At 59.6% G+C, this 26,052-nt stretch carries 26 protein-coding genes and 1 tRNA gene; 18 read left to right on the top strand and 9 right to left on the bottom strand.

The features are described 5' to 3' along the window. On the bottom strand, positions 1–1,098 hold the full coding sequence (locus tag RSE16_01575; protein ID WRH76189.1) for an A/G-specific adenine glycosylase: 1,098 nt from the start codon (positions 1,096–1,098) through the stop codon (positions 1–3). A 21-nt stretch (positions 1,099–1,119) separates the two neighbouring features. Between RSE16_01575 and RSE16_01570 the strand changes: the two genes are divergently transcribed. From RSE16_01570 to smc, 4 genes are read left to right on the top strand one after another with little or no spacing between them, the layout of a single operon-like run. After that, the gene (locus tag RSE16_01570) at positions 1,120–1,656 is read left to right on the top strand and encodes a DciA family protein (protein ID WRH76188.1); all 537 of its coding nucleotides are present in this window, start codon (positions 1,120–1,122) and stop codon (positions 1,654–1,656) included. 33 nt (positions 1,657–1,689) lie between these two features. Further along, positions 1,690–2,388 (top strand): thioredoxin domain-containing protein, encoded by a 699-nt coding sequence (locus RSE16_01565; protein WRH76187.1) that lies wholly within the window; start codon positions 1,690–1,692, stop codon positions 2,386–2,388. A 12-nt stretch (positions 2,389–2,400) separates the two neighbouring features. Beyond that, complete coding sequence (locus RSE16_01560; GenBank protein ID WRH76186.1) at positions 2,401–3,144, top strand: thioredoxin domain-containing protein; 744 nt, start codon at positions 2,401–2,403, stop codon at positions 3,142–3,144. Positions 3,145–3,174: 30 nt separating this feature from the next. Continuing rightward, complete coding sequence (smc, locus tag RSE16_01555) at positions 3,175–6,603, top strand: chromosome segregation protein SMC (GenBank protein ID WRH76185.1); 3,429 nt, start codon at positions 3,175–3,177, stop codon at positions 6,601–6,603. A 3-nt stretch (positions 6,604–6,606) separates the two neighbouring features. On the opposite strand, the gene RSE16_01550 is transcribed toward smc, so the two are convergent. Both RSE16_01550 and ubiA read right to left on the bottom strand, forming a co-directional pair. Beyond that, positions 6,607–7,626, bottom strand: coding sequence for an aldo/keto reductase (locus RSE16_01550; protein ID WRH76184.1), 1,020 nt, complete (start codon positions 7,624–7,626; stop codon positions 6,607–6,609). Positions 7,627–7,638: 12 nt separating this feature from the next. Continuing rightward, a complete protein-coding gene (gene ubiA, locus RSE16_01545) occupies positions 7,639–8,547 on the bottom strand; it encodes a 4-hydroxybenzoate octaprenyltransferase (protein WRH76183.1) in 909 nt (302 codons plus the stop codon). 158 nt (positions 8,548–8,705) lie between these two features. Here ubiA and RSE16_01540 point away from each other — a divergent pair, with 158 nt between their 5' ends. The 9 genes from RSE16_01540 to rplA all read left to right on the top strand — a co-directional run bounded on the left by RSE16_01540 (position 8,706) and on the right by rplA (position 16,077). Continuing rightward, entirely contained in the window at positions 8,706–9,455 is a 750-nt protein-coding gene (locus RSE16_01540; protein WRH76182.1) for a 16S rRNA (uracil(1498)-N(3))-methyltransferase, read from the top strand. Positions 9,456–9,536: 81 nt separating this feature from the next. After that, positions 9,537–10,790 (top strand): hypothetical protein, encoded by a 1,254-nt coding sequence (locus RSE16_01535; protein WRH76181.1) that lies wholly within the window; start codon positions 9,537–9,539, stop codon positions 10,788–10,790. Between the two features lie 65 nt (positions 10,791–10,855). Further along, on the top strand, positions 10,856–12,229 hold the full coding sequence (locus RSE16_01530) for a glutamate--cysteine ligase (protein ID WRH76180.1): 1,374 nt from the start codon (positions 10,856–10,858) through the stop codon (positions 12,227–12,229). Between the two features lie 65 nt (positions 12,230–12,294). Then, positions 12,295–12,370, top strand: a tRNA-Trp gene (locus tag RSE16_01525). A 144-nt stretch (positions 12,371–12,514) separates the two neighbouring features. Beyond that, entirely contained in the window at positions 12,515–13,834 is a 1,320-nt protein-coding gene (locus RSE16_01520; GenBank protein WRH76179.1) for an MFS transporter, read from the top strand. A gap of 139 nt (positions 13,835–13,973) precedes the next feature. After that, on the top strand, positions 13,974–14,171 hold the full coding sequence (secE, locus tag RSE16_01515; protein ID WRH76178.1) for a preprotein translocase subunit SecE: 198 nt from the start codon (positions 13,974–13,976) through the stop codon (positions 14,169–14,171). Positions 14,172–14,211: 40 nt separating this feature from the next. Next, positions 14,212–14,748 carry a transcription termination/antitermination protein NusG gene (gene nusG, locus RSE16_01510; protein WRH76177.1) on the top strand — a complete coding sequence of 179 codons (537 nt, stop codon included), beginning with the start codon at positions 14,212–14,214 and terminating at the stop codon, positions 14,746–14,748. A gap of 197 nt (positions 14,749–14,945) precedes the next feature. Then, entirely contained in the window at positions 14,946–15,377 is a 432-nt protein-coding gene (rplK, locus tag RSE16_01505; GenBank protein ID WRH76176.1) for a 50S ribosomal protein L11, read from the top strand. 4 nt (positions 15,378–15,381) lie between these two features. Then, positions 15,382–16,077 (top strand): 50S ribosomal protein L1, encoded by a 696-nt coding sequence (gene rplA, locus RSE16_01500; GenBank protein WRH76175.1) that lies wholly within the window; start codon positions 15,382–15,384, stop codon positions 16,075–16,077. Between the two features lie 63 nt (positions 16,078–16,140). Here the strand turns inward: rplA and RSE16_01495 are convergent, their stop codons facing one another. Then, positions 16,141–17,502: an aromatic ring-hydroxylating dioxygenase subunit alpha gene (locus RSE16_01495; protein WRH76174.1), complete on the bottom strand. Its 1,362-nt coding sequence runs from the start codon at positions 17,500–17,502 to the stop codon at positions 16,141–16,143. Between the two features lie 48 nt (positions 17,503–17,550). Here RSE16_01495 and RSE16_01490 point away from each other — a divergent pair, with 48 nt between their 5' ends. Continuing rightward, positions 17,551–18,015 carry a DUF3237 domain-containing protein gene (locus RSE16_01490; protein ID WRH76173.1) on the top strand — a complete coding sequence of 155 codons (465 nt, stop codon included), beginning with the start codon at positions 17,551–17,553 and terminating at the stop codon, positions 18,013–18,015. 2 nt (positions 18,016–18,017) lie between these two features. Continuing rightward, a complete protein-coding gene (locus tag RSE16_01485; protein ID WRH76172.1) occupies positions 18,018–19,268 on the top strand; it encodes a DUF1343 domain-containing protein in 1,251 nt (416 codons plus the stop codon). Here the strand turns inward: RSE16_01485 and RSE16_01480 are convergent. The 5 genes from RSE16_01480 to RSE16_01460 all read right to left on the bottom strand — a co-directional run bounded on the left by RSE16_01480 (position 19,259) and on the right by RSE16_01460 (position 25,096). Beyond that, positions 19,259–20,797 carry a sodium:solute symporter gene (locus RSE16_01480; GenBank protein ID WRH76171.1) on the bottom strand — a complete coding sequence of 513 codons (1,539 nt, stop codon included), beginning with the start codon at positions 20,795–20,797 and terminating at the stop codon, positions 19,259–19,261. The two genes, RSE16_01485 and RSE16_01480, sit on opposite strands and share 10 nt — an antisense overlap. Positions 20,798–20,861: 64 nt before the next feature. Further along, positions 20,862–21,638: a sulfite exporter TauE/SafE family protein gene (locus RSE16_01475; GenBank protein ID WRH76170.1), complete on the bottom strand. Its 777-nt coding sequence runs from the start codon at positions 21,636–21,638 to the stop codon at positions 20,862–20,864. 145 nt (positions 21,639–21,783) lie between these two features. Continuing rightward, a complete protein-coding gene (locus RSE16_01470; protein ID WRH76169.1) occupies positions 21,784–24,147 on the bottom strand; it encodes a TonB-dependent receptor in 2,364 nt (787 codons plus the stop codon). Positions 24,148–24,347: 200 nt separating this feature from the next. After that, positions 24,348–24,545 (bottom strand): YezD family protein, encoded by a 198-nt coding sequence (locus RSE16_01465; protein WRH76168.1) that lies wholly within the window; start codon positions 24,543–24,545, stop codon positions 24,348–24,350. Between the two features lie 119 nt (positions 24,546–24,664). Continuing rightward, on the bottom strand, positions 24,665–25,096 hold the full coding sequence (locus RSE16_01460; protein WRH76167.1) for an Rrf2 family transcriptional regulator: 432 nt from the start codon (positions 25,094–25,096) through the stop codon (positions 24,665–24,667). A gap of 229 nt (positions 25,097–25,325) precedes the next feature. Here RSE16_01460 and RSE16_01455 point away from each other — a divergent pair, with 229 nt between their 5' ends. From RSE16_01455 to RSE16_01445, 3 genes are read left to right on the top strand one after another with little or no spacing between them, the layout of a single operon-like run. Continuing rightward, the gene (locus tag RSE16_01455) at positions 25,326–25,535 is read left to right on the top strand and encodes a cold-shock protein (protein WRH76166.1); all 210 of its coding nucleotides are present in this window, start codon (positions 25,326–25,328) and stop codon (positions 25,533–25,535) included. A gap of 2 nt (positions 25,536–25,537) precedes the next feature. Next, positions 25,538–25,798 (top strand): translation initiation factor IF-1, encoded by a 261-nt coding sequence (infA, locus tag RSE16_01450; protein ID WRH76165.1) that lies wholly within the window; start codon positions 25,538–25,540, stop codon positions 25,796–25,798. A 13-nt stretch (positions 25,799–25,811) separates the two neighbouring features. After that, a complete protein-coding gene (locus RSE16_01445) occupies positions 25,812–26,033 on the top strand; it encodes a hypothetical protein (protein ID WRH76164.1) in 222 nt (73 codons plus the stop codon). The last annotated feature ends 19 nt before the right edge of the window (positions 26,034–26,052 follow it).

Here is a 26,052-nt window from a genome sequence, read left to right as displayed (position 1 = left end):
TCACTCCTCAATAATCGTCTGCGTTGCTCTTGCGGCAAGGCTGCTTGCCTTGCTGAATAAGGTGGGCAAACCGGCGCTGTCCAATGAATTTACAGGCCACCATTCGCCGTCGTCCACTATGTCGGGTGCAACAGGCGATGCCGTAACGGCAATGGATAGGGTCAGCCGGAAATGGGTAAAGACATGGACGACGCTGCCGGGCGCTAATGACCAACGTGCGGTAAAAGGCGGCTGCGAGTCGCCATCGGCGCGCGCACTCCACCGATCATCAGGCAGCGCGCGCATCCCGCCCAGCATGCCGTGGGGTGGCCTTCGCACCAGCCATATTTCGCGACCTTCGATACCCTGTCGCTCAATCCAATAAGCCGTCCCACGCCGTTCGGGCTTGGCCTTTTTCGGGGCCTTGCGTGGCAGTTCCTCTGCAATGCCCTGCGCGCGCGCCATGCAATGTGCCGATAGCGGGCAGATCAGGCATTGCGGCGCGCGCGGTGAACAGATGCCCGCGCCCAAATCCATCATCGCCTGCGCGAAATCGCCCGGCCGGTCGGCAGGGGTAATCCCATCGACTGCATCGCGTATGGCAGGCTTTGCAGCAGGCAGGGGTGTTGTGATCGCGAACAGCCGTGACGCTACCCGCTCGACATTGGCGTCAACGACAATGGCCCGCTCGCCAAATGCGATCGCGGCGATCGCGGCGGCGGTATAGGGGCCGATGCCGGGTAGCAGGGCCAGCGCAGCGGCAGATGGCGGTAATTGCCCGCCATGATCTGCAGCAACCGTTCGTGCGCATTTCAGCAGGTTGCGCGCACGGCTGTAATAGCCCAGCCCAGCCCAGGCCGCCATGACGTCGGCATCTTCGGCTGACGCCAAGGCGGCAAAACCCGGCCAGCGTGATGTGAAGGCCTGGAAATAGGGGATAACGGCCGCGACTGTCGTCTGTTGCAGCATCACTTCGGAAAGCCAGACCCTGTAGGGATCGGGGGCGGGTGCACCCGGCATGGCGCGCCAGGGCAAAGTCCGGGCGTGCACGTCATAATGCGCGAGCAGCGCGGCGGCGATATCCCCAGAATATTGTTGCGAGGGTTGGACGGCGACCATGCAAAATGCGATAGGCTCCTGATGCAGGAAGGCAAGCCATCCGCGCCTCCCAAAAAGGCGAAAGCGAAGCCGGCGCCGTTCGAGCGGCCGCGCGGCGGGGAGGCGCGCAGCATATCGGACTTGGTTCCCGATATCGGCCGGGCGGCCTTTCGCCGCTTCGGTTTTGTGCAAAGCTCGATCGTCAGCCGTTGGGACGAAATTGTGGGGCCGCGCTATGCATCGGTTTCAGCGCCCGAGATGATCCGTTTTCCTGTCGGCCAAAAGGCCGGTGGCACCTTGGAACTGGTGGTCGAAAGCGGCCATGCGCCGATGTTGCAGCATGTCATTCCCGAAATCATCGAACGGGTGAACCGCTTTTTCGGATATGAGGCGGTGGTAAAGGTAAAGATGCGTCAGGGGTTGGTGCAAAAGGATGATGCCAAGCCGCGCGTTACTGCCGCGCCGGTGCTGCGCGCTCCGGCGGCGGAACTGGGGGATTCCTTGCGTGAAATTGCCGACCCCGAATTGCAAGCCGTGCTGCAGAATCTGGCGAAAAGCCTTGCCAAAAGTGATGAGTGAATGCAGATGCAGCGGTCTAATTCAGAGGCAGATATGAGCCGCAAACCCTCCTTTCTTTCCCGCAAGATCCTTTTGCTCGCAGGTGCCATCGCTACCCTTGCAGGGGCGGCGCAGATCGCTGCGCAGGCCAAGCCCAACTGGCAACTCACATTTTCACTGTCTTCAAAGGGCGGGCATATTGTCGGCAACCCGGCGGCAGCGAACAAGATTGTCGAATATGCAAGCTATACCTGCGGCCATTGCGCAGAATTTGAGGAAAAGGATGCGCCACTGGTAAAGGCGCAACTGGTTGCGACTGGCAATTCCAGTTTCGAGATACGCAATCTGGTGCGCGACCCGCTGGACCTGACGGCAGCCATGCTGGCGCGTTGCGGGGGCAAGGGCCGCTTTTTCGGCAATCACAAATTGCTGATGGCAACGCAGGCGCAATGGGCAGACGGGCGCAAGCTTTCCAAGCCGACCATTGCCCTGCTTGATGCACAGAACACCATCGCCTTCATGCAGGCCGCCTATGGCGAACTGGGCCTCGACAAGATCATGGCCCAAAGGGGTATTACCCCGGTTCAGGCAAAGGCCTGTCTTTCCAACCGCCCGTCTTTCAATGCGATTATAGCGATGACAGATGAGGCGATTGATGTTCTGAAGATCAACGCCACGCCAACCTTGTTCGTCAATGGCAAGAAGATTGACGGCCATGAATTTTCCACTCTCAGACAGCTTATCAAGAATTAAAGGATCCATCTCATGCGCAGTTTGAAAATCCTGACCGCTTCTTTCGCCGCACTTGCGCTTGCATCTTGCGGCGGCGGCACCACCGGTGAAGCCCCGAAGGGAGAAGCCGTGGCGGCAGTCGCGCCGCCGGCGGGCAAGCAGTGGATCGATGTTGTTAGCAAGACGGCCGAGGGCGGCTATCTGATCGGCAACCCAGACGCGCCGGTCAAGCTGATGGAATTCGCCTCGCTCACCTGCCACGTCTGTGCGCAGTTTTCGAAGGATTCGGGCAGCGACTTTCACGACAATTTCATCAACAATGGCAAGGTGTCTTACGAATTCCGCAATTTCGTGCGTGACGAACTTGACCTGATGGCGGCGCGCATCACCCAATGCGGTGCCAATGAAGCGATGTTGCCGCTGACCGAACAGTTTATGGCTTTCCAGGAAACCTTGTTCCAGAACGCCGAGAAAATGAGCGCGAACAAGGCGCTTGAGGCCCAACTGGCAGGCCTGAAAAATGGCGACCGTTTCTTTGCAATTGCCGATGCGTCAGGGATCGTCGAATTTTTCGCCCAGCGCGGTGTATCGCGGGATCAGTCGCGCGCCTGCCTTTCGGACACGCCCGCCATGCAGAAACTGGCGGACCAGACTGCCGAATATGGCACGAAATATTCGGTGCAGGGCACCCCGACCTTCTATCTCAATGGCGTGAAGCTTGATGTCACCGCTTGGGCACAGGTGAAGGGCAAGCTGCAGGAAGCGGGCGCACGCTAGGCCATATGGCTGGCCGCGTCGGGGGACGGAATGCGGATCAAGAGGCTCAAACTCACAGGTTTTAAAAGCTTTGTCGAGCCGACGGAGCTGCATATCGAGGCTGGGCTGACCGGCGTGGTCGGCCCCAATGGCTGCGGCAAATCGAACCTGCTTGAGGCTTTGCGCTGGGTGATGGGCGAAAATTCGCCCAAATCGATGCGCGGCGGCGGCATGGAAGACGTGATCTTCGCCGGCACCGCGCAACGCCCCGCGCGTGATTTTGCCGAGGTCACCCTGCTCGCGGAACATGATGCGCAGGAAGATATTCCCGGCGTTATCGCCAATGACGAGGATGGCGAGCTTGAGGTTGTCCGCCGGATCGAGCGCGGCGCCGGCAGTGCCTATCGTGCCAATGGCCGCGATGTGCGCGCAAAGGATATCGCGCTGATCTTTGCCGATGCGGCAACTGGTGCGCATAGCCCGGCGCTTGTCAGCCAGGGCCGGATTGGTGCGATCATCGCTGCCAAGCCGCAGGAACGGCGCATGATGCTCGAAGAGGCAGCAGGGATTTCGGGCCTGCATGTCCGCCGCAAGGATGCCGAGCAGAAATTGCGCGCGGCCGAATCCAACCTCAACCGTCTTGCGACCATATTGGGGGATATGGACGCGCGGGGGCAGGCGCTGAAGCGGCAGGCGCGGCAGGCCGAACGTTATCGCAAACTGTCGGGCGAGATCCAGCAAGCAGAGGCGCGCCTCATCTTCGCGCGCTGGCAAGAGGCAAAGGCCGCAGCAGAGGCGGCGCGCGCCGAGGCGGATGTGGCTGGCAAGGCCGTCGAAGCGGCATCGGCCCGCCAGCGCGAATTTTCCGAACGCCAGCAGCAGGCAGTCCGCAAGCTCGCAGATGATCGCGCCGCAGCCATGGCGGCCCGCGATGCGGCCAGCGACCTGTCCAACCGGCTGGTGCAGCTGTCGGGCGAGCGCGACCGGCTGACGCAGCGGCAGGCCGATCTTTCGACACAGGCGCAGCGCATTGAGGAAGACGGCGCGCGCGAAGGCAAGTTGACGCATGATGCGGCAGAGGCGCTGGCCCGCTTGCAAGCCGAGGCTGTCATCCTTGGCGAGGCGATCAAGGCGACCGAAGAGCAGCGCCCTCGGCTTTCACGCGCACTGGACGATGGCGAGCGCGCCGTCCGCGAGGCTGAGGTGAAGCTTGCCAAGGCAGGCGCTGAACAGGCACGCGCCGAGGCCGAATTGCGCGTGGCCGAGGCCGCACTTGCCAGCGCCCGGGCGCGGGTCGATCGTGCGGAGCGGGAAAACGCCCGGATCAATGCCGAGCGTGAAGCGCTGGGCGATGAGGCAGAGCTGGCTTCCGCCCGCGAGGCCGCCCGTGCCGAGGCGGAGCGGTTACAGTCGGCTATTGCTATACAGGCTGGCGCCATCGAAGCGGCCGAAGCCCAAAGGGCGACATTGGTTGCACAGCGCGATGCGGCGCAAAGTGCACTTGCCAGTGCCAAGGCCGAATTGGCCGCACTGATCAGCGAACGCAATGCGCTGGAACGCGCCATTCAGAAAAGCGGTGCGAGCCGTGCGATCGACCGGATCAAGGTTAAGCCCGGCTATGAACGTGCGCTGGCCGCGGCACTGGGCGATGATCTGAATGCAGCGATAGGCGGCGATGTAGGGCGGCGGTGGAAGGGCTTTACCGCAGCCCCGCCGCAGCTGTCGGGCGAGCGTCTGGCCGATGTGGTGGAGGCGCCTGCCGAACTGGCGCTGCGCCTTGCGATGGTGCGGGTCGTTGATACTGACGATGGTGCCCTTCTCGCTATTGGTGAGCGGCTGGTGACCCGCGATGGTAAGCTGCGTCGTTGGGATGGCTTTGTCGCCGAGGATGATGGCGCGGCGGCCGCCGAACAGCTGGAACGTGCAAACCGGATTGCGGCACTGGGCGAGGCGCTGCCGATTGCAGAGGCCAAGGTTGCGGACGAGGCGGCAGAGCTTGAAAGCCTGACCGCGCAGATCGGCGCGGCGCAGGATGAGGCCCGTCGGCTGGCCGCAGAACAGGCGGGCAGCGAGGCGGCGCTGCGCCAGGCGCTGCGCGATGCAGACCGGGCGGAAGATGCGCTTGTCCGCGCCCAACAGGCGGCTGCGGCGCTTGCCGAGCGCGGCCAAGCCGTGGCGCAAGAGGCCGAACAGGCGCGACTCGAATTTGAGTCGGCGCAAAAATCGCGTGCCGATCTACCCGACGGGGAGCAGCAACGGTCGCTTGTCGCGGCATTGACTGGCGAGAGCGAAACCTTGCGCCAATTGTTCATTCGCGCCCAGGCCGATCTATCGTCGCTCGACCAGAAAATCGGGCAAGATCGCGAACGGCGCGCCGTCGCGCAGGCAGAAATCCGCAGCTGGCAGGAACGGGCGGGCGAAGCCGAGCGGCGGATCGCCGAGATGAACAAGCGCAGCGCGGAGATTGCGGCAGAACGCGATGCGATTACAGGCCGGCCGGAAGCGATTGCGGCGCAGCTGGTTGAACTGGAACGCGACAAGGCGGAACTGGGCGCAAAACTGGCGGCGTTGCAGGCGGCCGAACAGGCGAGTGATGCAGTACTCAAATCGCTTGAGGGCGATCTGGCCGCCGCTGCCGAAGCGGTATCGACAGCGCGTGAGCAGCGCGCCGGTGCCGAAGCCCGGGCAGAAAATCAGGATGCCCGTCGCCGCGAGATGGCAGGGATTTCGGGCGAACGTTTTGAATGCCCACCGCCACTTCTTCCCGAAAAACATGGCTTTGACGAAGAGGCATTAGGTGCAGCCGGCGAAGAATCGGCGCGGCTGGAACGGTTGCAGCTGGATCGCGAACGGATAGGCCCTGTCAATTTGATCGCGGCAGACGAACTGACAGAATTGGAGACTGAGGTTGCGAAGGGCCAAGCCGAAAGTGAGGAACTGACGCAGGCGATTAACCGCTTGCGCGGATCGATCGGCAGCCTCAATCGTGAAGGGCGCTCCCGCTTGCTGACGGCATTTGAAGCTGTTGACCAGCATTTCCGCCGCCTTTTCTCCACGCTGTTCAATGGCGGTCAGGCGCATCTGGCGTTGATCGACAGCGACGATCCGCTTGAGGCCGGCCTTGAAATCTTTGCGCAGCCGCCGGGGAAAAGGCTGCAATCGCTGACCTTGCTGTCGGGCGGCGAACAGGCGCTGACCGCGGTGGCGTTGATCTTTGCGCTCTTCCTGACGAACCCTGCGCCGATCTGCGTTCTCGACGAAGTCGATGCCCCGCTGGACGATGCCAATATCGAGCGCTTCTGCGACCTGCTCGACGCGATGACGCGCGAGACCGATACCCGCTATCTGATTGTCACCCACAATGCGGTGACGATGAGCCGCATGCACCGCCTGTTCGGCGTGACGATGGTCGAACAGGGGGTGTCGCGCCTGGTCAGCGTCGATCTGGGCGGCGCGGAACAGCTCCTCGCGGCGGAATAGGCCTCACCCCATCGGGTAGAGTATTTCCCGCGTCACCTTGTGGATCGCCTTCATCACATCGTCGGGCAGAACAAGGTCGGTCGCGGCGAAGATTTCTGCGCATTGTTCCACGCTGCTGACGCCGACGATTGTTGAGGCGACGAAATCATGCTGTTTTGACCAAGCGGTCGCCAGCGTTACCGGCGACATTCCGGCCTGTTTTGCGATGTCGAGAATACGCGCGGTGGATTCGAGCGCACGCGGCCCGGCAAAGCGTTTGGCCATCGCCGCCTGCCGTGCATCGGCCATATCCATATAGCGGGTGAAGCGGGCACCATCGGGGCGTGCGCCATCCTGATATTTGCCCGAAAGCACCCCGCCTGCGAGCGGCGAATAGGGGATCAGGCTGACGCCTTCCTCGCGGCATACCTGCGCCAGTTCATCCTCAAAACGGCGGTTGTTGATCGAGAAGTTATTCTGGATCGTCTGGTAACGGGCTGCGCCAAGCCGTTCGGACGCCGCGATCGATTTCATCAGCCCCCAACTTGTCTCGTTCGAACAGCCAAGAATACGCACCTTGCCGGCACGGACCAGCTCGTCGAGCACCTCCATCGTTTCTTCATAAGCGGTGCCATGGTCGGGCCAATGCGTCTGGTAGAGGTCGATATAGTCGGTTTGCAGGCGGCGCAGGCTTTCTTCTACGGCGACAATGATATTGTGCCGGTCAAGCGCGGTCATCCCGCCACGCTTCGGCGATTTGAACCAGACATGGCTCGGCCCTGAAACTTTGGTCGCAAGGATGATCGAGTCGCGATTCTTGCCCTTCAGCCAACGGCCGACAATATCTTCGGTGCGGCCTACCCATTTGACATCGGGGGGCACGGGGTAGCCTTCGGCGGTGTCGAAAAAATTGATCCCTGCATCAAGGCTCATGTCGAGCACGCGGTGCGCGGTCGCCTCGTCTGCCTGCGACCCGAAGGTCATTGTGCCCATGCAGATGTCGGAAACGACGATCGCGCTTTTGCCCAGCCGGCGATGTCCCATAAATTCTCTCCCTTAACTTGTAACGCCGACAACGAGGCAGGCGAGCGCGACCAGCAGCCCGGTGACCTTGTTCGCGCGGAAATGCGCGAGGGCATTGCTGCCATCCTTTTTGAGGGTAACCACCTGCAGCGCAAGGTGTAAAAATGCGGGCAGCAATGCAATCAATGCCTGACCTTGCGGACGCACCTCCCAGATTGCCATGCCCCAGCCGGTAATTGCGAGCAGATAGCAAAGGGCAACCCCGCCTCTGATCTGTGCCCCCATGCGCAGCGCGCTGGAACGGATGCCGACCAGCGCATCATCTTCGCGGTCTTGCATCGCATAAATTGTATCATAGCCGACGACCCAGAAGATCGTGCCGGCATAAAGCCAGAGCATCGCGCTATCGGCGCGCCCCGTGACTGCGACCCAGCCGACCAGCGCGCCCCAACTGAACACCAGCCCCAGCCAAAGCTGCGGCCACCAGGTGATGCGCTTCATAAAAGGGTATGCGGCGACCAATGCGAGGCTGCAAAGGGCAACAAAGATTGCCTCGATCCGCAATTGCACGAGCACCAGCAAGCCGATGCCACAGAGCAGCAACAGCCATGCCCACGCGGCTTTCAGGCTGACCACCCTGCTGGCCAGCGGACGGCTGGCCGTACGGGCGACTTTGGCGTCAAGATCACGGTCGACAATATCATTATACACGCATCCGGCCCCGCGCATCGCGATCGCGCCGATCAGCATCCAGAGCGCCAAATGCCAGTGGCTGAACGCGCCGCCCGCCAAGGTCAGCCCGAAAATACAGGGCCAGAAAAGCAGCCACCAGCCAATCGGCCGGTCGAACCGGGCCAAAAGCGCAAAGGGCCGCAGGCTTGCCGGAAGCAGGCGGACAAGGCCTTGAATTTCCGTATCGGGAGGGGTGGTTGTGACGGTCACGGCCATCCTTTAAGGCGAAATTCTTGCTCGACACAACAACAGCCTTTTGTCATCCCCGCGAAAGCGGGGGCGACGGTCGGTAGCTTGGTTTAAACCGGCAATTCAGACCATGGATCCCCGATCACGTCGGGATGACATAGGAATGGCGTTTTAACATCATGGTGCAAACCCCGGCTTTTCCGCCGCATTCGACCCCGCGTCTGTTTGTTGACGAGGCGCTGGCCGAGGGCCGCGAATTGCGCATTGACGGCGGGCAGGCGCATTATTTGATCAATGTGATGCGGCTTAAGGCCGGCGATCCGGTCAAGCTGTTCGACGACCGGACAGGCGAATATCTGGCCACCATCAGCGGTGTCGGAAAGCGCGATCTGGCTATGACCGTCGAGGCGAAATTGCGCGGTCGCGAAGCGGCGCCCGATCTCTGGCTTTGCCAGGCACTGGTGAAAAAGGACCGGCTCGACTGGATTGCGGAAAAGGCGTGCGAACTGGGCATTGCCCGGTTTCAGCCTGTGCTCACCGCGCGCTGCGTCGTCGACAAGGTCAAGGAAGATCGCCTGCGGTCGCAGATGATTGAGGCAGCGGAGCAATGCGAGCGTACGGCCTTGCCTGAAATTGGCGACCTTGCGAAATTGGATGCTTTGTTGCGGGCATGGCCGGCAGACCGCAGCCTGCTATTCTGCGATGAACGGGGCGGCGACGATATTCTGCCGCTTTTGCAATCGGGCGGGCATGGCAAGGCAGCGATCCTGATCGGTCCCGAAGGCGGCTTTACCGATGCCGAAAATGCGGCGATCCGGGCGCATCCGGCAGCGGTTCCGGTTTCGCTCGGTCCCAACATCCTGCGCGCCGATACCGCTGCAGTTGCGGCGGTTTCGGTCTGGATGGCGGCACTGCGCCCTGCCGGTTGAGCGCTGCAATACGCAGTTTTTACAATTAAGCGGCGATGGCGGTTAACCAATTGTCATCGCACTTCGGTTATCCTGCCGTCCATGGACCAGACATCAGAGCACGGGATTTCCCGCCTGCCAGCGCTGCGCCTTGCGTTGCACATGCTGCGAAGTGCGCGCGGCTGGGCTGCGCTGTTTCTGTTCGGCTTTGCATTTCCTGCCCATGCACAGGTTGCCTGTTCGGCGACCAACCAGTTCCAATATAGCTTTGCAGCACAGCCGGCGGCAGCGCTCAGCTACACAACGACCTATAACTGGACGGCTACCAACGGCCTTGGTGGCACGCAACCTTTCACGCTGAGCTTTTTCACCAACGGTCTGAGTTCGAATATGGTCGCCGGCCTGTCCATGCCGCGGATCGATCCGCTGGTGAATGATGGCATACCAGCAACGGCAAACAATCTGGTGATCGGCGGCGTGCTGACGGCCCGCACTACGAACATCACCAGCAATGTTTCGGTGATGCGGGCGACCTTTACCTTTCCCGTCGATATTCGAGAGTTCACCATGCAGGTGAATGACGTCGACTTTACCTCCAACCAGTTTCGCGACTGGATCAACATTCGCGGCATCAACGGGGCGAATGTCTATAATCCGACGATCACAACGCCCTTTGGAACCAACAATGTGGGCGGTGCGACGTCCAATGCCAGTTCGTCGGTGCAACTGGGTGCCGTCACGACTCCGCTTGTCGTCGCGGCAGCAGAAGGCATCGGTAATGCGGCATCAGGGAATAATGCTACTACCGGTACCATGACCGCGACCTTTGCCCAGCCGGTGCGCACGGTGGTGATCAGCTATGGCAACAGCAACCAGTCGCCGGGCGGCACCGCTGTCGGGCAGCAGGCTTATGGTATCCAGTGGATCCGTTTCTGTCCGATGCCGAATTTGACCGTCAGCAAGACGTCGGCCACCGTGGCCACCACCGGGGTTGAAAAATTCAGCGTGCCGGGGGCTTTTGTCGATTATACCATCACCGTAACCAATAGTGGCGGCAGCACGCTTGACCTGAATTCGGCGGTGATTGGGGATATCTTGCCGCCTGATGTTACCTATTTCCATGGCGACATCGATCCTGTTGCTGCGGGGGTGCAGACCTTTGTCTTCACGCCCGGTACCAGCGGGCTGTCCATGGCGGCCGGCAATGTGACCTATAGCAACAATGGCGGGTCAACCTATGCCTATGCCCCGACGAGCGGGCTTGACCCCCTTGTCGATGCGCTGCGCTTTAGCCCGACCGGAACGATGGCGGCCAATTCATCCTTTACCTTGCGTTTCCGCACGATGATCAACTGATCCACAGAGCCATTCCCGTAGCAAAAATGCTGGCAAAGCGGGGGTGTGGCCCGTAAAGGCGCGGCATGAGCACGAAAACAGTTTCGAATCGCAACGATCCTGTCATTGACAGCCGCGACCAATTGATCGCGGCAATGGCGAAGGGTGAAAAGCCCGAGGATCGCTGGCGGATCGGCACCGAGCATGAAAAATTCGTCTATTGCCGCAAGGATCACCATGCGCCGTCCTATGACGAACCTGGTGGCATTCGTGATCTATTGATGGCGCTCACCGAATTTGGCTGGGAACCGATTTACGAAGGCGACAATGTCATTGCCATGGGCGGCGATGACGGCACTGTCAGCCTTGAGCCTGCTGGGCAGCTTGAACTGTCGGGCGCGCCACTTGAAAATCTGCACCAGACCTGTGCCGAAACCGGGCGCCATCTGAAGCAGGTGAAGGCGATCGGCGAAAAAACTGGCACCGCCTTTCTGGGCCTCGGCCTCTGGCCCGACAAGACCCGCGCCGAACTGCCGATCATGCCCAAGGGGCGCTATGATATCATGCTGCGCCACATGCCGCGCGTTGGCAGCATGGGCCTCGACATGATGCTGCGCACCTGCACGATCCAGGTCAATCTCGATTATTCGAGCGAGGCCGACATGGCGCACAAATTCCGCACCAGCCTTGCGCTGCAACCGCTGGCGACGGCGTTGTTTGCCAATTCACCATTCCTTGAAGGCAAGCCCAACGGGTTTCTTTCTTACCGCAGCCATATCTGGTCTGATACTGATCCGGCGCGCACCGGCATGCTTCCCTTCGTGTTCGAAGACGGCTTCGGCTATGAACGTTATGCCGACTATATGCTCGATGTGCCGATGTATTTTGTCTATCGCGACGGCAAATATATCGATGCAGCCGGCCATAGTTTCCGCGATTTCCTGAAAGGCGAACTTTCGGTGCTGCCCGGTGAAAAGCCGACCGTGTCTGACTGGGAAGATCATATGTCGACTGCCTTCCCCGAAGTGCGGATGAAAAGCTTCCTTGAAATGCGCGGTGCAGATGGCGGACCGTGGAACCGCATTTGTGCCTTGCCCGCCTTCTGGGTGGGGCTTCTCTATGATCAATCGGCGCTTGATGCCGCATGGGATGAGGTCAAGCACTGGACGATGGAGGAGCGCGAACTGCTGCGTGCCTCTGTGCCCAAACTTGGCCTTGATGCGCCTATTGGCGGCGGTGGCAAGCTGCGCGATATAGCGGGGCGGATTGTGGAGATCGCTTCAGCCGGCCTCACCGCGCGTGACCGGCAGAACAGCAGCGGCGACAATGAAAGCGGCTTCCTTGATCCGCTGCGCGAAGTTGTCGCCAGCGGCAAGACGCCGGCCGAACTTCTGCTCGAAAAATATCATGGCGAATGGGGCGGAGACCTGTCGCGCATCTATGACGAGATGAGTTTCTGATTGAAGCGCTTGCCCCTTTCTCATTCACCCGCTAAGGGCGCGGGTCTTCGCAGATGCGAATCTGCAGGGGTGTAGCTCAGCTGGTAGAGCATCGGTCTCCAAAACCGAGGGCCACGGGTTCGAATCCTGTCACCCCTGCCATTTCCTTTGGGAAATCCTGTCTTGAAATATGGCGTAATCCGGCGGACACAGATGCCGAAGGTTACAGTATCGACAAAGGCAGCCGGTTGACCGGCAAGGCATTTCCAATCGTCATTCTCAATGGCTGGCTTCAAGGCTGCGGTCGTGGCTGAACAGCCGCTTGGCCGCCGCACCGTTGCGACCTATGCCGCCGCGATTGGGCCGGTTGCGATATTAGGGCTTCCCTTTTCGGTTTATCTGCCGCCCTTCATTGCATCAGGCGGCACCATTCCGGTGGCGCTGGTCGGGCTGCTCTTTTCGCTCAGCACCTTGTGGGATGGCCTTGTCGATCCGTTGATCGGCACGCTGATTGACCGCAAGTCCAAAGGCGCATCGCCCTATCGCGATTGGATGTTGCGGGCATCGGTCCCGCTGGCGCTGCTGCTGGCGATCCTGGTGACTATGGGGGACAGCATGCCTTTCTGGATGTTGCTGCCCCTGCTGCTGCTCTTCTATTCCTGCTTCAGCCTTTACGATGTCGCCCATTGCGCCTGGGGCGCGGCACTGGCGCGTAATGCGGATGATAGTGCGCGCATTTTCGGCAATCGGGAATTTGGGGCAAAGCTGGTGCTGATCCTCGCCTTTGCCTCCCCGGCATTGGCGCAGGCGCTGATCCCCGGGCTCGACCTGCAAGGGCGTATCCTGGCCTATGTCGGGCTGCTGCTGTTTGCGCTGCCGCTTGCTTTATGGGCGATACACCGCCTGCCGCCGCGCGCGATTGTGCCGGAACCCGGGATCGGCTGGCGCGCGGAGATCAAGGTAAGCCTTAAAATGCGCCCGCTGCTGCTGGTCTGGCTCGCCCAGATATTGGGGGCTTTTTCCTTCGGCAGCCTTACGGCGACCTTCATCTTCTTTGCCGACGGCTATTTGCGGCTCGATGCGCAGGGCGCGCTGCTGTTGTTCGGAACTTTCATCGGCGGGGCGATTGCCACACCGGCGTGGATCCAGATTGCCCGGAGGCTGGGCAAGCCTGTTGCCATGGCGTGCAATTGCCTGTGGCTAATTACGCTGCTGCTTATCGCTTGGGCTTTGCCGCCCGGCGTATTTTTGGCCGCGCTGCTTTTTTCAATGGGGCTCGGGTCGGGTTTTATGGGGCTGATTTTCATCCATGGCATGATTGCCGACATCGCGCCGCATGATCGCGCCCGCTGCGGTCGGGATCGCACCGCATTCCTTTATGCGCTGACCAACTTGTTGCAGAAATTCGGCAATGCCATCGCAGTGGGCATCACTTATGCGCTGCTCGGGCTTTACGGTTTCGACGCGGCCCGCCCAGAGGCGAGCGACGACGTGATCCGCTGGCTGTTCCTGACACTGCCGCCAATCGGATGGGGATTGATGGGAATCGTCGCGCTGCTGTTGCGGAACGAGGGGATGGTCAATCAGCGGCTGGGCAATCTGCGCCCTGCAAAACCAATCAGCTAAGCCCGATCTGAAGCGGCTTGCGACTCTGTATAAACCCCGCTAAAGGGCTGGTCTTTCCGAAATCGGAACCTATATCGCTCCCGGCCTGATACCGAGAGCGATGGCGGCTATCCGGTGGGCGCGATTACAGGAACTGGACATGGCAAAGAATAGCCCGGGTGAATTCATTCGTCAGGTGCGTGCCGAGATCGGCAAGGTCGTATGGCCGACCCGTCAGGAAACCACGCAGACCGCGATCATGGTTTTGATCATGACGATCATTCTTGCCATCTTCTTCCTGGGCGTCGATGCCTTTTTCAACATGGTGGTAAAGGGGCTTTTGAGCTTCGCGCAATAAGCGCACCCCGCCCTCAATCAGGCCGAAAGACTAAAACGACATGGCACGCTGGTACATCATCCACGCTTATTCGGGTTTCGAAAACAAGGTCCGCGACCAGATTGTCGCAGAGGCAGAGCGCAAGGGCCTCGCCGCGCTTGTCGAATCGGTTGAAGTGCCGACCGAACAGGTCACCGAAGTGCGCCGCGGCAAAAAGGTAAAGGCCGAGCGCAAATTCTTCCCCGGCTATGTTCTGGCAAAGCTGAACATGAACGACGATGTCTATCACCTCGTCAAAAACACCCCCAAGGTGACCGGATTCCTCGGCGCGAACAACAAGCCGCAGCCGATTACCGAAGCCGAAGCCGCCCGCATCCTGAACACCAAGGACGAGCTGGCCGCCGCGCCGAAGAAGCGCGTCGCAGTCGATTACGAAATCGGCGATCAGGTAAAGGTGATGAGCGGCCCGTTCGCCAGCTTCAACGGCGTGGTCGAGGAACTGGATTTCGACAAGAACCGCGTCAAGGTTTCGGTCTCGATCTTTGGCCGTGCAACGCCCGTCGAACTCGATTTCGAAGAAGTCGAATTGATGAAATAACCTTCACCCCGGCGAATGCCGGGTGTGACGTGCAGCTTGCGTTCCGGTGGCTTTTCGCCTATCGGCGCGCCTTCCCAAGTCTTCAGGATTCGGGATTCCCGTGCGGGAGGGTGGCTTCGGTTGCCTGTTTGACCGCTTAATTTGACCTTCCTTCGCCCGTTCGGGCCAAGGCGGGGAAAGAATGAAAGGAGGCCATCATGGCCAAGAAAATTGACGGCTATATCGGCTTGCAGGTTCCTGCCGGCTCAGCCACTCCCTCACCGCCGATCGGCCCTGCTCTGGGTCAGCGCGGCGTGAACATCATGGAATTCTGCAAGCAGTTCAATGCCGCCACCGGCGACATGGAAAAGGGCACGCCGATTCCGACCAAGATCACCGTATTCTCCGACAAGAGCTTCACCTTCATCATGAAGTCGCCCCCGGCGACCTATCTGATCAAGAAGGTGCTCGGCCTGAAATCGGGTTCGAAAGAGCCCGGCAAGGTTTCTGCCGGCAAGATCACGCGCGCGCAGCTGGAAGAAGTTGCTACGCTGAAGATGAAGGATCTGAACGCGAACGACATGGACGCCGCGGTCAAGATCATCGCAGGTTCGGCTACGGCCATGGGCCTCGAAGTGGTGGAGGGCTAAGATCATGGCAAAGCTGACCAAAAAGGCAAAGACGCTTGCAGCCCTTGACGCTGAAAAGCTGTACGGCGTTGACGAAGCGCTGAAGACCATCAAGGAACTGGCGACTGCCAAGTTTGACGAGACGATCGAAGTCGCGCTGAACCTTGGCGTTGATCCGCGTCACGCAGACCAGATGGTTCGTGGCATGGTTTCGCTTCCCGCCGGTACCGGCAAGGACATGCGCGTTGCCGTGTTCGCCCGTGGCGACAAGGCCGAGGCTGCAACCGCGGCTGGCGCCGACAAGGTGGGTGCCGAAGACCTGATGGAAGACATGCTGGCCGGCAATCTTGCTTATGACCGCGTGATCGCGACGCCCGACATGATGGGCATCGTTGGCCGCTTGGGTAAGACGCTGGGTCCGAAGGGCCTGATGCCGAACCCGAAGCTGGGCACTGTGACCATGGATGTTGCTGCTGCTGTGACAGCGGCCAAGGCTGGTCAGGTTGAATTCCGCGTTGAAAAGCAGGGCATCATCCACAGCGGCATTGGCAAGAAGAGCTTCTCTGACGCCGACCTGCGCAAGAATTTCGACGCACTGGTTGATGCTGTGATCAAAGCGAAGCCGTCGGGGTCGAAGGGCAAATATGTCCGCAAGATCGCCGTCAGCTCGACCATGGGCCCCGGCCTGAAGGTCGACATCGCCGACGTCGCTGGCGCATAATCGCCTCGATTTTCGAGAATGCAAAAGGGCTGGGGGAAACCCCGGCCCTTTTTCTTTGCCCGCTTATCGCGCCATATAGGCGTCGAGCGTTTCGTGATAATGGCGGATGCGGCTTTCCTGATAGCGCGCCAACGTAACGCCAGGTTTTTTGGATGCGCGAAGGCCGCGCTGGATGCGCATCAGATTGTCGGTATCCTGATCTGCAACCATGGCGGCCGAGCCCAGTTCAGGGGCGTCCGCCCATTTTTGGTCGAGGCCGAGCATCGTCATTTTAGCCGGTTCGGGATGGCTGCCATCGGGTGCCTTTGAAAACAGAAACATGATTTCCATGACCGAGCTTTCGGGATCGTCGCCATTGGGACGGAAACGATAAGTGATGGGCAATGCCTGCCCGCCCCAGGGCACCATATTGGGGAACAGCATATATTCGATCAGGTCGAGCGATTCGGTATCGGAAAGTTGGGACATATCCCGCCCGATCGAGCGGGAAATTCGCTCTCTGGCGCGTTCAGCCAGTTTCGCCCGCGCGGTTTCGCCCTCTGCCACTTCAATGGGTTTGCCGGCAAAAAATGGCACGTCGCGGCGCATCTCTTCGATGGTCTGCGCGGCAGTGGTTGCCGGCTTGGATGGGCTGGCGACGCCCTGCACGCTGATCATCCGGCTGACATGGCGAACGCCCGGCCAGACATCATATTGGGTGTTGCTGTCGCCATAATAGCTGAGCACTTGTCCATGTGCGAAGGGCACATGATAGGCCTCGACAAAGGCTTCCATCGCCAGTTTCCAGTTGCACGGCATGATCTTGGCCACATGGGCTGCGACATAGCGGTCTTCCAGATTGAATGCCGCGAAATGCTCCGGCAGATTTTCCAGATAGCTGTCGAGCGGCTCGCAATCCGGATCGAAATTGACGAAGACAAAGCCGCCCCAAGTACCGACCTTTGCTTCGGGCAGGTTCATCGCAGCCTTGTCGACATGCGGAAAATCCCATTGGCCGGGAATGACCGACAGCGACCCATCAAGCTTCCACGTCCACCCATGGAACGGGCAGCGGAACTGTTTGACGCAACCGCCCTCTGTGCGCAGCAATGTGCCGCGGTGGAGGCATGAATTGACATAGGCGCGAATTTCCTGCGGTCCGGTGCGCACGACAATCAGCGAGTCATGGACGATATCATAGACGATATGGTCGCCAACATTGGGAATATGTTCAACCCGGCAGGCAAGCTGCCATGTCTTGCGCCACACCTTCTCCACTTCCCGATCATGCCATTCCTTTGAAAAATAGCGCTCGATGGAAATGTCGGCTGTGCTTTGCCCGACGGCAGGGGATTCCTCACACATGATGGCAGGTGCCGGGTTCTGGTCCGTTTCGAACACTTGCTGTACCGAAGGGCCGGGCCGGCGTGCGATCAGATCATCCATTATACTCTCCCTTTGCACCCCATGTGCCGCCATGATAGCGATGCCGCAATGACAATATTGAAACATAGCCCGCTTGTTACCCTAAGTCTGACAGTGGATTTTGCCGCGATGGTCAGCATCGGGAAGACGCCGTCCGGATTACGCCGGATTGCGCCGGTCACGGGCGGAACTTTTTCTGGCGACCGGCTGAATGGAACTGTGTTGCCCGGCGGCAATGACTGGGTGATCAACCGCGCCGATGGCGTGATGGTGATTGACGTACGCCTGACGCTGCAAAGCGACGACGGTGCGCTGATATATCTCACCTATCAGGGGCGTTTTCTGGCCGAGCCTGAGGCAATGGCGCGCTTTGGCAAAGGCGAACTGCTGGACCCGTCCGAATATTCGCTTGCCATAGTGGCGCGATTGGAATGCGGGGATCCCCGTTACCAATGGCTGAACAATGTCATTGCCGTTGGCACCGGGGAACAGACACGAACAGGCCCGGTCTATTCGATTTTCGCTATCGGGTGAGGATGCATTATCGGCACGCCTTCGCAGCACTGCTTGCCATTGCATTGCCTTTGAACGCTTATGCCGCTGATCCCGCTTTTGTAGCAAAAGTCCCCATCCAGCATATCACCCCCGGCATTGAAGTGCTGCTGACCGAGCGGCTGGATTTGCTGCAGGGGAAACGGGTTGCGCTGCTGACCAATCAGACCGGTGTCGATCGCAAGGGCATTAGCAGCGTCGATCTGCTGCGTGCCCAAAGCGGATTCGCGCTGGTCGCATTGTTCAGCCCCGAACATGGCGTGCGCGGCGAGGCGCAGGCGGGGGAGAAGGTGGCATCGGGGGTTGATGCCGGAACCGGATTGCCGATCCACAGCCTCTATGGCGAAACCAAAATAGCGACGCCTGAAATGATGGCTGGGATCGATGTGATGCTGGTCGATCTTCAGGATGTCGGGACCCGCTTTTACACTTATTCTTCCACCCTTTTATACATGCTGCGTGCGGCGGAAAGGGAGGGTGTAGAGGTGATCGTGCTGGATCGGCCCAATCCGCAGGGCGGGGTGATGATCGAAGGGCCAGTTCTTGAACCGACCTTCACCTCTTTCGTCGGCAGCTTTGCGATGCCTGTCCGCCACGGCATGACGCTGGGCGAGCTGGCACGGATGTTTGTGGGGGAAGAAAAGCTGCGCACCCGGCTGCGCGTGATCGCTATGCGCGGCTGGACGCGGGCGATGCATCCCTATTTTGCGTGGGACCTGCCTTGGGTGCCGCCTTCGCCCAATATGCCCTCGCCCAAAACCGCTTCGGTCTATCCGGGTGCTGCCTTGTTCGAAGGCACCAATATTTCCGAGGGGCGCGGCAGTGCCAAGCCATTCGAATATATTGGCGCCCCCTTTATCGACGGCGCGGCGCTGGCCGAAAGGATGAATGCGGCGGGCCTGCCGGGGGTCGCGTTCAAGCCGGTGTCCTTCACCCCGACCTTCTCCAAATTTGCCGGGCAGGCCTGCCATGGTGTCTGGGTGATCCCGACCGATCGGCGCACATTCATGCCGTTCCGCACCGGGGTTGCGCTGGTGAAGGCGGTGCATGATCTATATCCCGGCCAGTTTCAGTTCGGCGCAGGTGAACCTGCCTTTTTCGACCTGCTTGCCGGCACCGATGCCGTTCGCAAAGGCATTTTGGCCGGTCAGGATGTTGAGAGTATCCAGCAGCAATGGCAGGCCAGATTGGCCGGCTTTGGCGAAATGCGCGCGCGCTATCTGATTTACCGCTGAGGGTGGGGGCGCCCCGCGATGCACACCAAAAAGGCCAGCCCCGCCCCGATGCACAACTGCCATGGAAAGGCGAGGGTCTTCATCGCCGCCGGCAGGCCAAGGCTGTCGACCACATAATGTTGTTGCAGCAGGATGGCGACAAAGCCGGTTGCCAGCGCTGCGATGACTGATTGCGTTGATCCCCGCCGGGTAAACAGCACGGTCGCGTAGACGCCCAACAGGCCCGAATAGGCAAAGGTCATCACGCCCAGAACAAATTCGAGCAGCGGCATGTCGGTATAGCGTTGCCAGTAAAAGCAGAGCACCGACATGGCGAGCAGCGCGAAGGCGAGCAGCACGATGCCGATGCGCCCGGCATTGACATAATGATGCTCCGGGACCTGCGCGCCCCGCGCTTCCTTCCATGGACGATAGAAATCGCTCACCAGCACCGCTGACATCGATATCAGCCCTGAATTGATGGCCGCTGCCGCGATCACGCCGACGGTGATCAGGCCGCGCACCCCGGGCGGGATTTCAGACAGGATATAGGACATGAAGATGGTGATCTTCTCACCCGAAAAGCCCTGCATTGCCGTCGCGCCATTGCCCATCAGATCGGGCCGTTCGTAGAAGATGTAGAGCAGTGAACCGATGCTCATGAACAATGCGACGACAGGAATGGTCATCCACATCGACCAATAGAGCGCGCGCTTGCCCTGCTGCGCGTCGGCACAGGCCAGGAATCGCTGGCTGGTATCCTGATCCAGCCCGGCATTGCCGATGTTGAGCAGAACAAGCCCGGTCAGGATTGCCCAGACGGTAAAGGGTTTGGAAAAGTCCAACGACCAATCGAACATCTGCAACTTGTCACCGCCGCCGGGCGGGTCGCTCAGCGCGCTCCAGATTTCGGCAGCAGGGGCAGGGATGCTGTTCCAAAGCAGCACCAGCACGATCAGCGCGCCGCCGACATAAAGCACGACCTGCACCAGATCGCTCCAGATTACCGCATTCAGACCGCCGAACAGGGTGAAAACGATCCCGAACAGGACGAGCAGCGTTGCGGCAATCATGATGTGCTGCGGCTCTACATCCAGAAAGATGATCATCGATACGGCAATGGCCGCCAGATAAAGCCGTGCCCCGCTGGCAAGGATGCGGCCGACCAGATACATGCCGGCCGCTGCGCGCCTTGCAGTCGCGTCAAAGCGGGTCTCCAGCAATTCGTAGACGGTGGTGACGCCTAGGGCATAATAGCGCGGGATTAGCAGCCGCGCGACAAAGACGGCGGCAATGATGGCGGCAAAATTGCTCGCCAAATAGCTCCAATTGCCGCGAAAGCTGTTGTCTGGCGCGCCCAGAAAGGTCGCCGCCGATTGCATTGTAGATAGCGCTGAAACAGCGACCAGCCAGGCCGGGGCATGGTGGCCGGCAAGGAAATAATCGTCGGCTTTTGCCGGGTTGCGCGTCGACCACCAGGCGGCGAGGGCGAGCAAGCCGACATAGAGCGCGAGCACCGCCCAGTCATATCCGGTATAGGCCAATGGCATGATCTTTCCCCCGCGCCGGGAGAAAGCCTATCGCGCGCTCAATTGCAAGCGCGCGCTGGCATGATTAGCTCAGTGCCTTGTAAAGGCTGAACAGGCTGGTGGCGATCAACACGACGCTGACTGCAAAGAGCAGCTTGCGGGGCTGGATCCGCTTTGCAACCCAGGCGCCAAGCGGTGCTGCCATCAATCCGCCCAGCAGCAACCCGCCGGTCACCATGGTGAAAGCTTCAAAACCGAGTGTAGCGGTAAAGATCACCGAGATCGCGACGGTCAGGAAAAATTCGGCGGTGTTTACCGTGCCGATTGTCTTGCGCGGATCGCTGCCCTGGATGAGCAGGTTTGATGTTACCACAGGGCCCCATCCGCCGCCGCCTGACGCATCAAGGAAGCCACCAACCAGACCTAAGGGCGCCGTGATTTTCGGATCGCGGGGGCGATGTTCCTGACCAAAGGTCAGCGCCTTGTAGAGAAGGTAGAAACCGATGCAGGTCAGATAGAGCATGACCGCCGGTCGGGCCGCTTCGGCATGGATATAGGATATCGCCACCGCACCAAGCCCGCCGCCAATCACGCCGGGGATGGCGATGCGCGCAAATAGTTTCCAGTCGACATTCTTGTGCAGCACATGGCTGATCCCCGATGCGCCAGTGGTGAACATTTCGACGAAATGGACGCCCGCAGAGGCCCGTGCCGGCGGTACCCCCATCACGCTGACCAGCAGGGTTGAACAGATCACGCCAAAGGCCATGCCGAGCGCGCCATCAATCAGCTGCGCGGCAAAGCCGATCGCGATGAAAGGTGCGATTGCCGACCAGTCGAGGTTGGTTATGAACTCAATCATCTGATTTTCACCCTGCCGGCTTTTGTCGTAGCGTAATAAACGGACTCGGAGCGATCGACCATAGCTATCGCCTTTGTAAATTGTTTTGGCCAAGCAAGCTTTGCTTTACCGCCGGGACCATAGAAACAGTTTCGCCGACACATCGTCAGAAACTTAATTTCACCGTGCCGCCGAAGGTTCGCGGATCGCCAAGTTGGCCCGCAACAAGCCCGACATTGCTCGGCGCGACCTGAAGCAGTTCGAAATAGTTGACGTCGAACACATTCCTGACCCAGCCATAAAGCTCGAATTTGTCGGAACGGAAGCCGACGCGATAGTTGGACAGCGCATAGCCTTTGATATTGGTGTAGATTGATGGCGACGGGTTGGATGAGAAGCCGGAACGGTAATTGCCGTCGAAGCCTACATAGAGCTGACCTTCTGTGGCGAGTGCGGTCACAGATGTGTTGACTTCGGCGCCATAGGATATGGCCAGTTTCGATACGCCAGGAAGCCGCTGGCCGGAAATGTCACAGTTAGCTGGGCTGAATCCGCCTGCTGTTCCCGGAGGGCTCGGCGGGTTTGCTGCCGTTGCGATAGTGCCGCCTGCAAGTTCCGGTGGGCATGGAGCATCAACAAAGCGGGCATATTTCGCATCTGTGTAAGCAGCATTGGCATAGGCGCTGAAACGGTCGCTCGGCCGGATTTTAAGGTCAACCTCAAGGCCTTGCGAACGGACTTTGCCTGCATTGGCGAGATAGCCACGCAACACGCCCAACTGACCATTGGTCACCGTCGCCTGATAGTTTTTTATGTCAGTGCGGAACGCCGCGAGGTTGAAAGTCGCTTTCCGGTCCCAAAACTGGGTTTTGATGCCGGCCTCGAAATGGTTGACCGATTCGGGCTTGATCACGCCTGCTGCCAGAATGGGATTGCCTGCGGCATCGGTTGGAAGGCCGTTCTGATTGATGCCGACCGTTTTGAAACTCTTGGCATAGGTCGCGTAAGCGAGCACATCTTCGGCGAGCTTGTAATTGAGATTCAGGTCATAACTGAAGTTCCAGTCCTTCACCGAGGGAGCGCTCAATTGGGGCTGGTAAACCCCGCATTGCGCCGCCCTGATCGATCCTGCTGGCGGTGCCGGGTTGAAACAGGAAATTTCGACGCCCACCCCGTCGACAACCCGTCGCTGATAAAAACCTTCCTTCTTGTCATAGTTGACGCGAACGCCGGGCTGGATCGTAAATGAGTCCGTGAGTTTCCAGCTTAACTGCCCGAACAGCGCAGCGCTTGTGCTCTTTAGATATTGGGTGTTCGATGCGGTCAGTCCGTTCAGGACAGCCGGGTTGCTTGCCAGAGCGCCAGTCAGGTTCCAGCGGCTGGCGTTGACGCCTTGCTGTTCGATGCCTTGTGTGTCGATCCGCTGCTTGAAGCCAAATGCGCCAATCACAAAGTCGATTGCGTCGCCCGAATAGTTGTAGCGGAATTCTTGGCTATACTGGTCCTGTTGCGAGGGGTTCTGCGACTTTGCAACGATCGACAGCGCAGTGAAATCGCGGTCATTCTCTGGTTTCCAGTCCCAGAAACGCCAAGCGCTGATCGAGGTGAATGTGCCGGGGCCGACATCCCATTTGACCTTTGCCGACGCACCGCCGATCTTGTTGCCTGCATTCAGGCTGGCATCAATGTCGGTGAGCCGGTCGAAGGGATTGCGGCTGACGACATTATATCCTTGCGCTGCTGCCAGCGCTTCATATTGCCGCGCAAGGGCGCGTTGCGTGCGCCCCACACGGACGAATACGGTGCCGCAGCATTCCGGGTTCTGCTTGCTATAATCGCCCGACAAAGTGATGCTGACATCGTCGTTCGGCTGGAACAATAACGTTCCACGAAGACCGAGATTGTCCTGCTCGTTGATATAACGATCGCTGCGGACATTGAAGATCGTGCCACGGCGGCTGGTCGTGGCCACTGCGATGCGGGCGGCAACCTTGTCCGATAACGGCCCAGAGATCGCTGCCTTGGCCTGTCTGAAATTCAGGTTGCCTAAGGTCACCTCTGCCCGGCCTTCGAAATCGAACGTGGGCTGGTTGGTTGTGATGTTGATCGCGCCAGCGGTCGTATTTTTGCCATAGAGGGTGCCTTGTGGTCCCCGGAGCACTTCGACCTGTTCGACATCGAGGAAATCGAAAGTCGCGGCGGCGACGCGGGCATTGTAAACATCGTCGACATAGATGCCGACGCCCTGTTCGAAGCCGTCACTGGTGAGCCCATAAGGCACGCCGAGGCCGCGAATGTTCACTGCCGTGTTCCGCGGATTGGAGGTATAGACTTGAAGCGTCGGGGCAAGCTGCTGCAGCTTGACAACGTTGAAGTTGCCCGTCGATTCAATGCTGTCACCCCGAATGACCGAGATAGCGAGCGGGACTTCCTGTGCAGTTTCCTGACGACGGCGGGCAGTAACGATGATGACGTCGCCTCGGCTCGCTTCCTCGCCGTCTTGCGCATTTGAGCCAGCCGTGCCGCCCATTATTTCGCCGACTGGTTCTGAACTGCCGGTCGTTGCCAAATTTTCGGCCGAGGCAGTGTAGGAATATAAGGAAGCCCAGATTAGGGCGATGAGGGCAGTTGATGTCTTTGTAGGTCGGTGCATGGCTTATCCTTTGGCGGGAAAAGAAATGCATCCGGTCGTCCGGTCTGCATCCGGCCGAAGCCGGGTGAAGTTCAGGTTTATCGGTCTTTGAAAGTGCCTTGGTTTGAAAAGCGTTGCCGCTCCGTGACGTCGATCTGCACCAGCCGGCCTTCATGGACGGTGAGGTTGATCGCGCCATATTTCAGCCGCTCCAACGCGTCGGTCACTGCCTGCATGGCGGCTGACGTGTTTTTCCCCGGCGGGCCGGGGTCACGGTCGGTGGCGGCTTTTGGCATGTCGCTCTCCTGTTCAAGGACGAGTCGATGGCTATAGTCAACCGCAAAGGTTGACAATTCAATTTTGTCTTTGCGTCGACCAAGCGAAACTTTTGTCAGGCAGAATGTTGGGCTGGAAATCAGGCGTCAGCGAGGGCATCGACGCTGACCTTGTCGGCAAGCGTGATCCGGTCGAGCACCGCGGCGGTTTCGTCGCGCACTTGCAACATCAGCGCGCGCAGTCGGCACTCATTTTCTTCGAGGCAGTTCTTGCATTTTTCGTGCGCGAAGCGGCTGGCGCAGGGTACAAGCGCGAGCGAACCGCGGCTGAGGCGGATGATGTCCCCATAGCTGATATCGACCGGCGGCAACGCCAGTTCATAGCCACCATCGCGCCCACGTTGTGAAACGACGATCCCTGCGCGGCTCATTTCCGATAAGATCACAGTCAGGAATTTGGCGGGAATATTCTGCGCCTCCGCAATTTCCGTCAGCGGAACCAGCCCCTGCTGATAACGGTCCGCAAGGTGCATCAGCGCGCGGATGGTGTAACGGGTTTTCTGCGATAGCATTCTCTACTTATGGAGTAGAGAGGCCAGCGCTGCAAGGCTGTTTGCCAATCGGGCGCTTATCTGCTACAGCATAAATGCTATCGTCGAACGCGACGGAAATTTGTGGTGTAATTCGGGCCCGGTCCAATGGACAGGTCTGGCACGCGCAACGTCTTTTCTCACACGACCCTGGCTCACCCGTGCGGCGCTGTTGCCGCGCGGACAATAGTTTCGTGAAAGGAACGACCCCATGCCCGTAGGCACCGTAAAATTCTTCAATACCGAAAAAGGCTATGGCTTTATCGCTCCTGATGGCGGCGGCGATGACAGCTTCGTCCACATCACTGCAGTGATGGCGGCTGGCATGTCGACGCTGAACAAAGAACAGCGCCTGAACTATGAAGTCGAAGCCGGACGTGACGGCAAGAAATCAGCTGTCAACATTTCGGCGGCCGACTGATCTTGGCCAAAGAAGAGCTGCTGACGCTCGAAGGGGTGATCGACGAAATTTATCCAGACGGACGCTTTGGCGTGATGCTGGAAAATGATCACCGGATCATCGCTTACACGGCGGGGAAGATGCGGAAATTCCGCATCCGCTCCGTCGTGGGCGACCGCGTGCATGTGGAAATGACGCCCTATGACCTGAGCAAGGGCCGGATCATTTTCCGTGAACGCACGCCCGGGGTTGGACCCGGGCCCCGCAACGCGCGCAGGCGCTAGGAAAGGAACGAGCATGCCGACCGCCGAATTCTACCGCGAACGGGCCCGGGAGGCACAGCTCGCTGCCGATGGAGCCATCCTCGAAAATGTCAGGATGCGCCATATCGTCGCCCGGGACAGCTGGACCGAAATGGCTGTAAAGGCCGATGGCGTGGTCCAGGCCCGGGAAAAGCGCGAGGCCGAACAACTGGCCAATGCCGCGCTCAATCTTGCCACGGCAATAACGCCGCGATAAAAGAAACGGATCGGGGCGA

Origin of the sequence: Sphingobium sp. (assembly GCA_035196065.1) — a bacterium.
In the GTDB taxonomy this organism is placed as follows: domain Bacteria; phylum Pseudomonadota; class Alphaproteobacteria; order Sphingomonadales; family Sphingomonadaceae; genus Sphingorhabdus_B; species Sphingorhabdus_B rara.
Note: the sequence above shows the minus strand (reverse complement) of the source record. Positions and strands in the feature narration are given on the sequence as shown.